Consider the following 13,437-nt stretch of genomic DNA (forward strand, 5'->3'; position numbering starts at 1 on the left):
CCAGAACCAGCATGTAGCTACATGCCTTGTGACAAGCCCGAACCAGTGAAAGAGCCGCAGTTACCAAAACTCCCTGATAATCCTAAACATAAAGGATAGTGCTTACAGAAGGCTCTTGAGGTAAAAAATTTATTGGTCTGGTGAGAGGAAGACTAATTTTAGTGTGCCTTCTCTGCTCTCATTGGCGGATGGCTATAAAAAAAGAGTTAATGAGATCGGTAGTAGGTTATTTAGAGCACTGGGCGACAAGACAGCCCGAAAAACTGTTGTTCGAATTTCGGAATGCATGGGGATACACAATAGAACGACATACATATAGGTCGTTTAACGAAAGAACATTAATATTAGGAGCGTTCCTGAAGGAAGTTACAGGTCTGGGAAAAGGTGAGCGGGTTTTACTATCATATTCTCCGGGTCTGGAATGCATTGCTGCTCTAATTGCATGTGCTCGTGCTGGCCTTATTGGTGTTCCAGTGCCGGCATCACTGAGTGATAATAATTCTGCGTTTTACCGATTCCTGACTATCAAAAATGACTGCAATGCTAAAGCGCTTCTCTCTTCTGGCGCGCTCATTCAAAGGTATAAGCGATTACTCGATTCAGAGTTTAGTAGTAAGAATCCCTCGCAAAAATTGTACATATTGGATACGGAGAGCATTGCAGGTCCGCCCCTCTCTCCATTAAAGGGCAATGAGTCTGAGGTATTTTTCCTACAATATACTTCAGGGTCAACTGGCAAACCTCGTGGGGTAATAGTAAGTCATTCAAATGTTGTGGCAAATGCGAAGGCAACCCTGGACCATGTTCCTGTTGGTGTATCGTGGCTCCCTCAGTACCATGATATGGGGTTAATCGGGTATTATCTTTTTCCGATCATTATGGGCGGTACAAACTTTGGCCTCGCTCCCTCAGATTTTCTACGACGTCCTGCTGAGTGGATAAGAATCATGTCGGAGGTAGGTGCAACCTATTCATCTTCTCCGAATTTTGGTTATGAATATTGTTTGCGTGAAGGCAAAATTAGGGATGAGGAACTTGAGGGTGTTGATCTTTCGCAGGTGCGAGTCTTAATGAATGCATCCGAGCCAGTTAGTCCACGTTCGTTCGAGAGGTTTTACAATCGCTTTGCGCCCTACGGTTTGCAAAAGAATGCTTGTACAGTAGCATATGGACTTGCAGAAAACACACTTACCGTTACACACGGTGGACTTGGCTCAATTATTGTAGATCGGCAATTTCTCGGGACTGACGTGATTAGGATTGCTGGCCCTAATACACGTAATGATACTATCGAATTTGCTAATTGTGGTGTTCCGGCAAAGGGTGTGAAGCTATTAATATGTAATCCAGAAAATGGTAACCCTAGAAAACTCCTGGAAATTGGTGAAATTCGAGTAGCAGGAGCAAGTGTAACGCGTGGCTATTGGAACAATGAAAAACTGACGGAAAGCGTATTTACCTTAAAATCTATAAAACACGAGGAGGGAGACGAACGCTATTTGCATACAGGCGATTTAGGCTTTATCCACAAAGGCTCTCTTTATGTATGTGGACGAATCAAGGATTTAATAATTGTCAATGGAGTCAACTACTATCCAGATGATATCGAGTCTGCTGTAGAAAACTGCAGGTATTCAGATGAGATAAGCGAAACATGTGCTTTACAATTTGATGATGGTCGTGTAGTTATCTTAGTAGAGGCAGCTAACTCTAAAAACATACCTGACCCTTTAGCTATTATAACAGCAATACGAAGCAAGTGCTCACTTGAGCCAAATGCAATATATATAGCTTCACGGAAGTCAGTGGCAATGACTACTTCTGGAAAAAAATCTCGAGGTCGCAGCAAGGCATTGCTTATGGCAGGAGATATAAAAATCCTAGCCAGCTATTTTAAAGAAAGCTCTGCAACCGAAATGGGCTGGAAACACAGTGAAGATTGGCGAGAACAGTTGCACCAAATATACTCTCGATTTGGGATATCCAATGATGATATTAATTTGGCAGATCATGGTATTGATTCTATATCGCTGACCGGACTACTAATAGAAATCGAAAAAATGTTGCGGAATCTCGAGGCAGGACAAATTGCCGATGCCTTAGACGGGGTCTTGCTTCAGCAAGTTTCATTAAATGATCTAATTTCAGCTCTTGAGCCTTTATTTCTTAATTTGCCGGAAGGTGAGAAAGCTTCTCTCGATGCCATTTCAAAATTACGAAATTCAAACAATAACGCTGTGCTCGAACAGATGCGCAGCGATAGTCATCTACACTTGCAAGAATCCTCAAGTACTTATCCTTCAGAATCAACTGGAAGCGAGATTGTGTTAACAGGTGCAACTGGGTTTTTAGGACCCTTCCTGCTCAGCCAGTTGCTAATCTACACGAATGCGAACTTAGTAGTTTTAGTGCGTGCGAAAACACCAAAAGAAGCATTAAACAGAATCCGGTCATCTCTGGAGTTCTCGCAATTGCTAACGCCTTCACTTCAGCAGTCACTTTTAGATCGGGTTCAAGTTATATGTGGAGACTTAGCGCTTCCTTTATGGGGACTTACTCACACTAAATGGAAAACTCTATCTCATCGCGTCCAAACCATATACCACAACGGTGCCCTTGTAAACTATGTGAAAACTTATAATGAAATGAAGGATACTAATGTTGAAGGAACTCGTGCGGCACTGCAGCTTGCAATTGCAAGTAAAGCGTCTTTACATCTTATTTCAAGCACCTTCATTTATGGTTGGACCAAAAAGAAGATGCTTTTTGAGAACGATTACAACAATGAGATGCAGGCGCTCGACTTTGGTTACGCTCAGAGTAAGTGGGTGAGCGAGCAGCTTGCTTTAAAAGCACGCTCGTTAGGACTAAAAGTTAGTATTTACAGACCTTCTTTAATCTCAGTTTCTACAAATGGCACTGGAGATAATAACGATGTAGCAGTACGTATGTTGGCTTTTATGATACGGTATGGTATTGCTGTAGATACACCAAACCAAATAAGTATTATACCAGCTGATGTTGTAGCACACAATATTGTACGCATTTCTCAATCTTGTAAAGCCAGCCCGAAAACACTTAATGTAACGGCCGATCGATACTACAGCATGACAGACCTTACTCGAACTATTACTCACGAATTTGGTATAAACTTCAAGTACTATGACATCCCAGGCTTCATCGACCAGCTAAACCGTCACTGTTCGATTAATGACCCTGTTTATCCATTGCTAGACTTTTTCAATAGATCAGCTAATGAAATTGAAGAAATGAAGTTAAAGCGTTACAGCAATATAGAGTATCAAAAAGCATTGCAAAAACTCGGCGACTATAAACCTTGTCCAACATTAACAGAAATGGTGCATTTACTTATGCATTACCTTTCCAAGCAAAAATTAATAGAATTTAGTTAAAGGTAAATCAATGTGTTGAAACAAGACATACAATTTCTAGATATACCACTTTCAAACGTTATAAAATGAAAACGATAAAATGTTAAAAAAAATACTTGTGGATATAAAAAATAAAGCGATCAGTGATGATCTATCAATTAAATCAGAATTGTTACGAAAATCAGTGCATTTTATAGCTTATTTCAATATAATCCTGATTTATCCCTTGTTGGATAAATCAGGATTATTAATGTTACTTGTCCCGACCTCCCTTATGTTGATTTTGTTCGAACTTCAGAGAGTCCGATCGAGAACTTTCGATAATTTCGTAAAAATGAACTTTAAATTCTTATTACGATCCGAAGAATTGAAAACTTCGATGTCGAAAATGCAAATAATTAGTTCAACTTGGGCTTGCTGGTCTTTCACAGTAATAAGTATTTTATTTCCTCTTCATATAGCAGTATCATGTTTTGCAATGTTTTTGATTGCGGATGCAATGGCAGCTTTAGTTGGTAAATGGATAGGGAAAAACCATTGGATAAAGAGCAAAAAAACAATTGAAGGGTCTGTTGCATTTCTTTGCACAGGCTTGATTGTAATGTTGCTATTTCCCGGTGTAGTTTTTAAAGCGGGCGCGATTGCAGTGCTTGTTGCAACTATGGCTGAAATACCAAAAAGACCACTTGATGATAATTTTCGTGTACCCTTGATAGGAGCAATAGCACTGTTTCTATTTGAAAAATTATTTGTATGATTATGAATACCCGGGATTATTACATCATTTGTCGGCCTGCGACATGCTGCCAAGCATTTTTGCAAGAATGTTTCATTGGTTGACATTTGGCAATCCTCTATGGATTCGTTTGTACGCAGAGAAATTATCAGATTATGTCTTTACTTTGACAGTTAAATCAAGGACTTATCAAAAACTCCTTTTTTCTAATGTCATTTTTTATTCAAGTTTTTTTGGTAATGTGGTCAAAAATGGTTGGTAGGAATTTCGAATAAAAACATTAATAGGCCACGTAAATCAGAAGAGGAAACAGGCGCTGCCGGAAGGCAACTTGTCAGCAATACGATTTACAGGGCTAAAATCAAAGCCGGAAGTTTCGCTTCCGGCTTTATTATTGGTTGTGTCCTCTTATGGCTAAGAAAACTCACTTGCCATTATTCTTAAAGTGTAAATACCATTTGATGAAGTTGCGCTTTGCCTGTGGCCGAAGTCCGCGGTGTATCTCTAGCTTTTCCTTCAGATGGCCAAAGAATGATTCGAGCCGATCGGTTGTGTAAGGTATCTGTGGATCATCCAGGTAATGGAACATATTAGGTATGGCTTTAATGATCAGACTGGTTGTTTGATGCAGCATTTTATGCCGGTACCAAAATCCCCCGGTATTAGGGTTAAACGCCTTTTCATTAATATAAACTTTGCTTCGTTCATGCCAATGGTAAAGATCTGCCAGCCATTGATTGCTTTGCTCATAGGTCTTTAAATGAGTAATCCGGTTTGATAATCGGAGGAGCTCCTGAGCAACCGGCGCCTTAGGACACATGGTAAGCCAGGTTTGGCTCTGGCGCTTAAAGGCCAACGAAGTTTATCAGGTTAAAGGACAATTCGCAAACCGCAGAAAGCACCCCGTATGTTTTCTATACAACAAAATGATATTTTAAAACCATTTATTTGTTACTGCGCGTATCAGTGTTAAAACGACTCTTTCCAGCTACTGAACAATTCGCCATGTCGATATCGTTCATAATAACAGGCTCGTTGTGCCCGGTCAATTTCCATGTAAACGCCAACCTTATAACCACAAACGTGTTCCGGATGCAGGACCGCCCCACCCCTTTGCGCGCTCGTATGGAATAGCAGTCAAAGCGCATAATCTTTGTTTATCGGATAATTTGTCCGCTTCAGGAGCGGTCGATTTTTTCATTTCTAAAGCCAGTAAATTGTCGTGGTCGATCACTTCGCCGCGACTGTGAATAAGTAGATCGCAAGTTATCGTTACAACAACCTCGTTATCATCGATGATTGTTTTCACTTGGCCCTCTTGCTTGCGATTGTACTCATTATCCACGTGCTAATGCGCCAATTCGGTTTGCTCCAGCTGCCTTTCAAGATAAGATGCAAGTCTTTGGCACAGATTGCGTTCACTTACGTTGTCAGTAATGTTTTTTATCTCCCGCATAAAAAACGCCGGCAAGGCCGCTTTGAAAACTTCAAATACAATATCTTCCATGTACCCGTAGGTTATTAAGTCAATTAACTTTCTTCTAAAATCGTGTTATATTGATGATACAAAGCAATAAAGATTTTATCAATCAATACCAAAAAGCGTAAACCTTACAAAGTAATTGTCATCCTTTGAATTGGATTTGAAAAGCATTTTTAGCGTTGGCAAATTTTCCTGATAGGATAATGTATTATGAGCAGATCGATTTCTGTGAGCATACAAAAGTGCGTATTTGTCTTGTGGTATATTTTCAAGAAGATTATCCTTGGCTGCAAACTGATTTGCTACAATGACTGTTCTGTCTGTAGTAAAATCAAGAAAGCTGTTTTGTGCCCAGGTGGAAACGTTTGAGCCTGAAAAAAGCGATTTGATATCTGAAAGTGTACCACTAGCAATCACGTTTCGATCCAGTTCTACAGCCACATCAAAATCGGGCTTATACTTCTTAATCAGTTCAAGTAAATCTTTATAAATAATCTTTTTCTCGTCATAGGAAGAGCATTCGCCAAGAGGCTTTTGACTGAACCTTTTGTATCGATATTCATAATCATCCGTCGCAAGTTCCCAACAAATACATTTCATCTTTTGCTCCTGAAAGCCGGTCATCTCTAAAAAACAGATTGTAAAATATATTCGCTCAAAGGATATGTTTCGATGCCGTCTCTAATTCCGATATTTGCCGCCACAACGTCTTTTAAAATTCCGGATATAGGCGTAAGGATAAAATCTTTATGCTTGTTCATGGACATACTTTCTATAAATGACCACAGACGAATCTATCCGCTCTTTCAAATACTTTAATGCGCTTGGCGCTTTCTTGTGCCCCTCATCCCGCCTAAACTGCGCTACTTTTGCGTCAATTTCTGCTTTTAACTCATCCCTCCTCGCATTATCTATGAATTTATTTTCAAAAACTATAAGGTAAATCAATCCGGATAGATACATAATCCATTTCAATAATAGAATTGAATTGTTTTGGAATAACCAAAGATTCAATGGCAAGCCTTAAACGTTCGAAACGCGGTGCGTAATCGCTGTTAGGAAAAATGGCAGCTATTTCTTTAAATAGCGGGGACGGATTTTCGCCAACCATTGAGTAAATGAGCTCTTCATGGTATTTCTCCATTTTAGGTTTGTACCCTCTTGCAACTCTACCGCTGTTCCCATCTTTGGCATACTGAGATAGCAATGCCAAGAATCTTACAAAATCGGCTTTAGTAAGCGTATTGAAGTTTTTGATTACAAAATCTTTCATAAACCCGGGATCAAAAAATGGGACCAAATTTTTATTCAGGAAATACAAAGAAGCTCTACTTTCTTGGGGCAATAACGATTCTCCCTGAATATTGATATTTCTGAATACCGAAGAATAATATTTCTGCTGTTCTGGCTGGTCTTCAGTATGGGGGACTAAGTACGAAAAGCCCAAGAATGTCTTCTTCAAAAAATCCTCGCTAATTTCGAAGTCAACCGCCTTATAATTACCTGCTATTATCTTACTGATTATTTCAATTTTCGTATTACCTTTTTTCGTCAGCGTGCTGAAATCCCATGCCAGTATCTCGTCCAATTGCTCGTCCTCTTCTGCTTCATCATCATTTTCGTTTGCCAGCCTTTCAACGGTATTGTTGAAATGTTGCTTATCAGGATACAAACCTAAATACGCTAACAAAATACTGGTTAACCTTTGCTGGCCATCAAGGATTAAATTTTCATTCTTTTGGTCATTTTTAAAGGCGCCAATCGTAATCGGTGGGACGAACTGCTTTTTTTTGAAAGTGTCGATTAAGGTTTTTACTTTATTTTCGTTCCAAACAAAGTACCGTTGGTAGTCAGGGAGAACTATATTTTCTTTTAGTATTAAATCCAGCCAGTGACGCAGTGAATATTGGCCGTAATAAACGCGATTAACCATTAATGTTTAAGGTTAAGTTTTTGCTGATTTCCTTTGCCAAATAAAGTTTTCAAAGGCTAAATCAACTCCCAATATTAGGAAATTTTTCAGGCAAATGAATCCCACCGTCCGAATTTTGCTCTAACAAATTGATTTAAAATTTCCATCGAGTTTATTGTATCATTTTATTACTCGTTTAAAAACTTTTCTATCCGTGTAAAATGGATATTATGGGATCATTGACCATGAGATTCCGTGCGAAATAGACCGCCGGGTTATGTAGAGTATAAGTTTTAATATAATTAGCAATCAATAAGTTATTATGATCAAAGTGTAACGGAATTACATGTACGTGTTCTCAGAACAGGGGTAGTCAATGGATCGATATTTTCCGCCTTGGTGCCTAAGAAAAAGATTTACAATTGCTAAAATCTATCAATATCTGTTGAATTTTCACCAAGCAAGTCTTTTGCATCTACAATAGCCTGTATATCAGCAGCAAAAGTTCGACCTATTGCGTGTTCCTCCTACTGAATCGGCATAAGTTATTTTGTTCGCAATTGTGTTTTTCTTATCTTTGTACTTAGAAAACGATTTACAGTTATAGGGAGCTTGGGGTTTATTTAGACTCGGGCCTTTGGTATCTGATGATATAAACTGGAGGGCGGTATAGGTGTAATTTTACGGTGTTTTCAAGTTCATGGCAAAATCATGGCAATGAAAAGAGAAAACATCGTAAATAACTGATTTACAGCACCAAACTTGGGTTGGTTCGAATCCCTCCCTCTCCGCAAAACAACAAAACCCTATTATCATAGGGTTTTGTTGTTTAAAATAGGTACAGTAGATCATTTGGTGTTCTAAATCTCATAATGCTCACTGAAAGCTTCACGAAAGTAAGGCATTCTGAATTTTAGTACCCTTTAATCGGGGAGTACAAATGCCTGACAAACCTCTTTCCGATTTAAAATTGGAAGAGCGAAAATCGAGTCTCATTCTTTTTTCGAGGACTTTGCAAACGCGGTGCCATTACATATTTATTTCAGCCACATCGGTAATATAATTTCAACGAATAGTATCTTCGGGGATATGTATATTAACTTTCATGACCAATACAAAGACTACTCCACCGTCGACCTGTTGAAGATAACAATGCGTCCAAAATCATATCAACATGGAGTCGTCATAGACGTTACAGAAACATTAAAAACCAGGGTGATAACGCAAGCAGATTTAGATAATGCGGAAAGACTTCTTAGGGAAGATGAGTTGGCAACCCCAAAGAAAGGGCTATTAGCAAATATCTTTAAAGTTAGTAGCTATAACCATGAAAAATGGTTGAATATAATACTTGCTATAGCTGTATTTGAGTATTTACATTTGTTATACACCGACATTAAAATGTTTGACCATATTCTTAATGGTCAAGACTATCTGTATAGGATGACATACGTGCTGTCGTACTTGGATTTATTGTGCCTGCCTTTTGTGTATTATATGTTTTATAAACGTATGCGTTGGGGGTGGATAGCATTGTTTGGCATAAAACTTTTCACAATTGAACCTTCGTTGTTATTCTATTTTAACGAATATTGGCCAGTAGAGCATGGAATTGGCCTCTTAACCTATTCTCTGTTAATTATTTTCTTAGATATCCCCATCCTGATTTTCCTTTGGAAGCAGGAAATCAGCAGCATCTTCAAGGTTAATAGCAAAACAAAGCGGTTAACTTTTTTGTCGATTGTTTTTATGCTTGTGTTATTAACATGTGTTGGTCAATATAATCGCGCAAATTACGCGGAGATAAAATCAAATACAGAAAATCAAACTGAAACTGCCGGCAAACCGTCAGACACAACCACTGGCCCCCCGCCAAAATTACTTACATTAATTAAAGCCAGGCACGAAAAACCGATAGATACGACATATATGCCAACCGGCTTTTATTTTCTTGCAGAAAAAGGTAAGGGAATCGATATGCGCGAAGAGAAATCAGATGAGATTTATACCATTTCTCCATTGCCATTTGCTTCTGTAAAAAATATAAGCAAAGTAAAATTCGAGAAAGTCCAACTCCGGGAGGGAGAGTATACAGAACTGTGCATGACATTTGACGATACTGGAACAAAAAACGTCGCAAAAGGTACCGGAAATCCTCAACATCCAAAAATTGCAGTAATTATCGCAAATAGACTCTTGTATGTTGTTGAAAATAGAACTTCAATTAAAACCGGAATAATGTGTGTAGCACTCCTCGGCTATTCTGAAAAGGAAATGGAGGAAATGCGTAATTCCATAGATATAAAAAGGTGATTAACATCTAATCATTCTTATGGCTGGAATAGGCGGAAAAGGATTTACAATTTCTTGTCATTGAAAAAAATCTCTTTGATTATTGCCAAAATCGCAGAAAGGTGTTCTAACCGGTTCCCTTGATCTCCGCAAGAAAAAGTTGAGTAGTACCCTAAACTACTCAATTTTTTCAGATTATAATTCTATCTGGTTCATCTTACTTGAGATTTAAATTCTTAATTCTCGGATCAAATGATCTGCAAGCAGGGTATAAATCAAACGAATACACGCTTTGAATCAGCCTGAATATTTACCCCTTTAAATTTATCTCAGAAATGTGATCTTTTTCAACCACCTTTCCACTTCATCACGCACTTGCTTTTCCTTTTCTCCTTTAATTACAAATAAAATTCCATCTCTTTCTATTCCCCCTTTGGTTGAAAATCCCGCTAATATTTGGCTGTTAGGACATAGTTCCTTCACAGTTTCAAAACTACTCCCAACCCCATATCCTGCGTTAGTATTAAAAGGAATTATCGTCTTGCCGGCGAAATTATACTCATGAAGAAAAGTCTTTATAGGTGGCGGCATTTGCATATCCCAGGTTGGAAAGCCGACAAACACCACATCGTATTGCCCAATACTGTCGACTTTGGTTTTCAAGGGTGGTAAAAAGCCAGTTTCATTTTCGTGCACAACCTGTTGTACTGTTTGGCGGTAATTTTCTGGATACGGTGTTTGTAACTCAAGAACCACTAACTTTCCGCCGACATAGTTGTGTATAATCTCAGCTATGGCCTTTGTATTTCCCGTCCGTGATAGATAAACGATCAGAATCCGCATAGTAAAGTCCGGGAAGCAGCGCCAGGTGTTTTAGAACTAACAAAATCACCGGCAGTCAGCAAATGTAAAGGCCCCGGTAAAGCCGGGGCCAATAACTCTTTAAACAAATAAATAGTAAAATCCGATTGTTAAGCAATCGTTGGAAGCTTCAAATTGACTTTAAACTTCGCTGAACTTGTCACCGAACATAGGCAGGCCGCTAATTGATTCCGCTTCCGACGCTTCGTCCTGGATAACATCCCAGTGCTCCGCCAGTAATCCATTTTCGACGCGCACAATATCTAAAGTGACCCATCCTTTTGGTTGCCCGATGTTTGTGAAGCGGCCATGTACCATTACATAATCATTTTCCGCCATAATCAAAGCAGATTCGTATTTCATATCCGGCGGGCACTGGGCTATTAGTCCGCGCAAACCATCACGGCCGGGAGGAATGTGCGCGCTGTGCTGGATGTAATCCGGTGACCAGTAACGTTCGTAGGCGCTGTCGTCACGCGCATTGAATGCGGCGTTGAACGCTTCAAGCACTAATGCTTTGTTCTTTTCTTCAATTGTCTGTTGCATGTTATTTTAATTTATTGGATTGTAATTATTTAAACCGTTCACTTTTGAGACTTTTTGGTCCGATTTTCGGCAAAAAAAATATTCTACTGAAATCTGGTTTTGTTATTCAGGTCGAATCCATTCAATTCGGACTGCAACATGGAAATAACCTGGTGCATTGGTTGATTGCTTCCAAGTACCCGTGACACCATCATGGCCCCCTCCAGCATCACCAGCATTTTCAAACTAAAATTATCGGGGTCCAGCTCGTTTGATAATTCACCATTGGCGACGCCTTGCTGTAAGATTGTGGTAAAAAGGCTCTGCGACAGTTCTATTATCTTTTTCACTTTCCCTTTAATTAAGGGATCAGTATCGTCCGTATCTACCCCAAAATTCAACATTGGGCAGCCTCCTTCAATAAACGGCGCAAGCGGATTTTTATAAAGTTCAAAAAAAGCCTCGATCTTCTTAATTGCTGTATGCTCTCTCGAAGTAATGGCCAACACTTCGTCAGCGAGTTTTCCAAACAGATAATCCACGCTCGCCGTGGTTATTGCATTTTTATTTTCAAAATTTCTGTAGAGACCACCTTTCGCCATCTTGGTGGCCTTTAAAATATCATCGATGGTCGTTCCGGAAATTCCCTTGGAATTGAATATAGGTGCCGCTTTTTCAATTATAAATTGTTTGGTTCGTTCTGCTTTTCCCATGATACATAATACATCCCAAATATAAGACCAAAAAGTCTCATTTTAAAAAAATCTTACACCTTTCACAAAGCCCCCGGAGTCAAATCGCCAAAACAAGAAGATACAAGTGTTAAAAAAACAGACACATTCATATTTAAAAATCTGTAAACCAATATAATATAAAACCCCCCATTGCTAATTGTCTTTTTTGCTTAATAAAAAATGAGATTGGACTTATATTCACCTTGCGGAATTCCATATAAAATCGATAATTTTGCATATATGAATAAGAGCATAGATAATAAACAAATAGAGAAGATATCCAAGGCCCTGGGAGATCCTTACCGTATTAAGATCATGCAGGCCGTTAAGGAAGAAAAGGATTGGCTACAATGCCAGGCGATTACACAAATGTTCAATTTGGCCCAGTCAACTATTTCACATCATATCAATCAGCTGGTTGATGCCGATCTGCTGCACGCAGAAAAGGATGGCCGCCATGCACGCTATAAAATTAATAAGGAAGTCTTTGGTGACTATGCTTCCTATTTAAGTGATTTCAGTAAAAAATAAAATGACGGGTGTCACCGTTCCTCCCAAAAGACAACGTTGGGATAAACTTTTTTAGCCTCCCGAAAGGCTTATCGTCCAATTCCTGACGGTTCCCGGTGTGACTATCAATTAAGCAACTGTTTTAGAAAACAACATCATTCTTAGCTTAATTTCAAAATCTTTAGTTCTTCAATCAAAAACGACTCCCTTATACGTTGTACCAATCTGGACAAAACTGTATTTGATTTGCGCATAAGTGAATCAACAAGTATGCATTTATACCCTGAGACCAACACCAAAGACTATTATTTAAGAAAAGACCACAGATGACGTAAAGCACGAATGGTTCTGATATCCGAAGAAAAAACCGAATTAAATTCTGAGAAACAATTATTGATATTGGAATAAATTCATTTTGAAAAAGCTTTGTAATTTCATACAAGATTGGGGCTCAAAGGATCTGAAAAAATTGTTATGACGGCGCTAAGCAGATGGTTTGGATCTTCTAATAAATCATTTAAAATTGCTGTTACCAAACACATTCCTGTACTGGGAAGGAGTTATTCCCATCTTCCTTAGAAATACTTTACGCATCGTATCGGCACTTACGAAGCCGCATTTTTGGGAAATCTCATCCAGGGATAACGCCGATTCCTCAAGGTATCTTTTCGACGATTCCAAGCGGGCATTTTCTACGTATTTTGCAGGGCTAATTCCCGTTTCAGTTAAAAAAACCCGGGCGAAGTTCCTGGGGCTCATTGATACCTTTTCTGCGAGTACCTCGACGTTGAGATTCCCTTTTAAATTGGCAAGAATCCATTGTTGTATTTCCTGAATTGGTTTTTTGCTTGAAACCTGTTGCAGTAGCAAATTGCTAAATTGGGATTGGTTACCCGGCCTGCGGAGATAGAGCACCATTCGTTGGGCTACTTTAAGTGAAATATCGTGGCCGCAGTCGTCTTCAATAAGTGCGAGCGCCAGATCAATCCCTG

At 39.0% G+C, this 13,437-nt stretch carries 14 protein-coding genes; 4 read left to right on the forward strand and 10 right to left on the reverse strand.

Features of this window, described 5'->3' with window-relative positions; translation table 11 throughout:
* Positions 1-209: 209 nt before the first annotated feature.
* Together JWQ54_RS09975 and JWQ54_RS09980 are read left to right on the forward strand one after the other, a co-directional pair.
* Entirely contained in the window at positions 210-3,413 is a 3,204-nt protein-coding gene (locus JWQ54_RS09975; protein ID WP_299583895.1) for a thioester reductase domain-containing protein, read from the forward strand.
* A gap of 79 nt (positions 3,414-3,492) precedes the next feature.
* Positions 3,493-4,149, forward strand: coding sequence for a hypothetical protein (locus JWQ54_RS09980; RefSeq protein WP_299583898.1), 657 nt, complete (start codon positions 3,493-3,495; stop codon positions 4,147-4,149).
* A gap of 403 nt (positions 4,150-4,552) precedes the next feature.
* Here the strand turns inward: JWQ54_RS09980 and JWQ54_RS09985 are convergent, their stop codons facing one another.
* The 6 genes from JWQ54_RS09985 to JWQ54_RS10010 all read right to left on the reverse strand — a co-directional run bounded on the left by JWQ54_RS09985 (position 4,553) and on the right by JWQ54_RS10010 (position 7,544).
* Positions 4,553-4,948, reverse strand: coding sequence for a hypothetical protein (locus tag JWQ54_RS09985; RefSeq protein WP_299583901.1), 396 nt, complete (start codon positions 4,946-4,948; stop codon positions 4,553-4,555).
* A 249-nt stretch (positions 4,949-5,197) separates the two neighbouring features.
* The gene (locus JWQ54_RS09990) at positions 5,198-5,473 is read right to left on the reverse strand and encodes a hypothetical protein (RefSeq protein WP_299583904.1); all 276 of its coding nucleotides are present in this window, start codon (positions 5,471-5,473) and stop codon (positions 5,198-5,200) included.
* Positions 5,474-5,476: 3 nt separating this feature from the next.
* Complete coding sequence (locus JWQ54_RS09995; RefSeq protein ID WP_299583907.1) at positions 5,477-5,635, reverse strand: hypothetical protein; 159 nt, start codon at positions 5,633-5,635, stop codon at positions 5,477-5,479.
* Positions 5,636-5,713: 78 nt separating this feature from the next.
* Entirely contained in the window at positions 5,714-6,235 is a 522-nt protein-coding gene (locus tag JWQ54_RS10000) for a hypothetical protein (RefSeq protein WP_299583910.1), read from the reverse strand.
* Positions 6,236-6,237: 2 nt separating this feature from the next.
* Positions 6,238-6,372: a hypothetical protein gene (locus JWQ54_RS10005; RefSeq protein WP_299583913.1), complete on the reverse strand. Its 135-nt coding sequence runs from the start codon at positions 6,370-6,372 to the stop codon at positions 6,238-6,240.
* Positions 6,373-6,536: 164 nt separating this feature from the next.
* Entirely contained in the window at positions 6,537-7,544 is a 1,008-nt protein-coding gene (locus JWQ54_RS10010) for a DUF262 domain-containing protein (protein WP_299583916.1), read from the reverse strand.
* 1,131 nt (positions 7,545-8,675) lie between these two features.
* Here JWQ54_RS10010 and JWQ54_RS10015 point away from each other — a divergent pair.
* Positions 8,676-9,836 carry a hypothetical protein gene (locus JWQ54_RS10015; RefSeq protein WP_299583919.1) on the forward strand — a complete coding sequence of 387 codons (1,161 nt, stop codon included), beginning with the start codon at positions 8,676-8,678 and terminating at the stop codon, positions 9,834-9,836.
* A 303-nt stretch (positions 9,837-10,139) separates the two neighbouring features.
* On the opposite strand, the gene JWQ54_RS10020 is transcribed toward JWQ54_RS10015, so the two are convergent.
* The 3 genes from JWQ54_RS10020 to JWQ54_RS10030 form a co-directional block, all read right to left on the reverse strand.
* Positions 10,140-10,658 carry a flavodoxin gene (locus JWQ54_RS10020; RefSeq protein WP_299583922.1) on the reverse strand — a complete coding sequence of 173 codons (519 nt, stop codon included), beginning with the start codon at positions 10,656-10,658 and terminating at the stop codon, positions 10,140-10,142.
* A 159-nt stretch (positions 10,659-10,817) separates the two neighbouring features.
* Positions 10,818-11,222 carry a nuclear transport factor 2 family protein gene (locus JWQ54_RS10025; RefSeq protein WP_299583925.1) on the reverse strand — a complete coding sequence of 135 codons (405 nt, stop codon included), beginning with the start codon at positions 11,220-11,222 and terminating at the stop codon, positions 10,818-10,820.
* 83 nt (positions 11,223-11,305) lie between these two features.
* Complete coding sequence (locus JWQ54_RS10030) at positions 11,306-11,914, reverse strand: TetR/AcrR family transcriptional regulator (protein ID WP_299583928.1); 609 nt, start codon at positions 11,912-11,914, stop codon at positions 11,306-11,308.
* 261 nt (positions 11,915-12,175) lie between these two features.
* Between JWQ54_RS10030 and JWQ54_RS10035 the strand changes: the two genes are divergently transcribed.
* Positions 12,176-12,466 (forward strand): helix-turn-helix transcriptional regulator, encoded by a 291-nt coding sequence (locus JWQ54_RS10035; RefSeq protein ID WP_299583931.1) that lies wholly within the window; start codon positions 12,176-12,178, stop codon positions 12,464-12,466.
* Between the two features lie 492 nt (positions 12,467-12,958).
* Here JWQ54_RS10035 and JWQ54_RS10040 read toward each other — a convergent pair.
* Positions 12,959-13,437, reverse strand: a 479-nt coding sequence (locus tag JWQ54_RS10040; protein ID WP_299583934.1) for a GlxA family transcriptional regulator, incomplete at its 5' end; no start/stop codon positions are given.

The organism is Mucilaginibacter sp., from assembly GCF_028288225.1.
Lineage (GTDB): Bacteria > Bacteroidota > Bacteroidia > Sphingobacteriales > Sphingobacteriaceae > Mucilaginibacter.

Excerpts from the sequence above, each read along its gene's own strand:
- JWQ54_RS09980 (WP_299583898.1), top strand. The coding sequence starts at position 3,493 with ATGTTAAAAAAAATACTTGTGGATATAAAAAATAAAGCGATCAGTGAT.
- JWQ54_RS10005 (WP_299583913.1), bottom strand. The coding sequence starts at position 6,372 with ATGAACAAGCATAAAGATTTTATCCTTACGCCTATATCCGGAATTTTA.
- JWQ54_RS10020 (WP_299583922.1), bottom strand. The coding sequence starts at position 10,658 with ATGCGGATTCTGATCGTTTATCTATCACGGACGGGAAATACAAAGGCC.
- JWQ54_RS10010 (WP_299583916.1), bottom strand. The coding sequence starts at position 7,544 with ATGGTTAATCGCGTTTATTACGGCCAATATTCACTGCGTCACTGGCTG.
- JWQ54_RS10015 (WP_299583919.1), top strand. The coding sequence starts at position 8,676 with ATGCGTCCAAAATCATATCAACATGGAGTCGTCATAGACGTTACAGAA.
- JWQ54_RS10025 (WP_299583925.1), bottom strand. The coding sequence starts at position 11,222 with ATGCAACAGACAATTGAAGAAAAGAACAAAGCATTAGTGCTTGAAGCG.
- JWQ54_RS10030 (WP_299583928.1), bottom strand. The coding sequence starts at position 11,914 with ATGGGAAAAGCAGAACGAACCAAACAATTTATAATTGAAAAAGCGGCA.
- JWQ54_RS09975 (WP_299583895.1), top strand. The coding sequence starts at position 210 with ATGAGATCGGTAGTAGGTTATTTAGAGCACTGGGCGACAAGACAGCCC.
- JWQ54_RS10035 (WP_299583931.1), top strand. The coding sequence starts at position 12,176 with ATGAATAAGAGCATAGATAATAAACAAATAGAGAAGATATCCAAGGCC.
- JWQ54_RS10000 (WP_299583910.1), bottom strand. The coding sequence starts at position 6,235 with ATGACCGGCTTTCAGGAGCAAAAGATGAAATGTATTTGTTGGGAACTT.
- JWQ54_RS09995 (WP_299583907.1), bottom strand. The coding sequence starts at position 5,635 with ATGGAAGATATTGTATTTGAAGTTTTCAAAGCGGCCTTGCCGGCGTTT.
- JWQ54_RS09985 (WP_299583901.1), bottom strand. The coding sequence starts at position 4,948 with ATGTGTCCTAAGGCGCCGGTTGCTCAGGAGCTCCTCCGATTATCAAAC.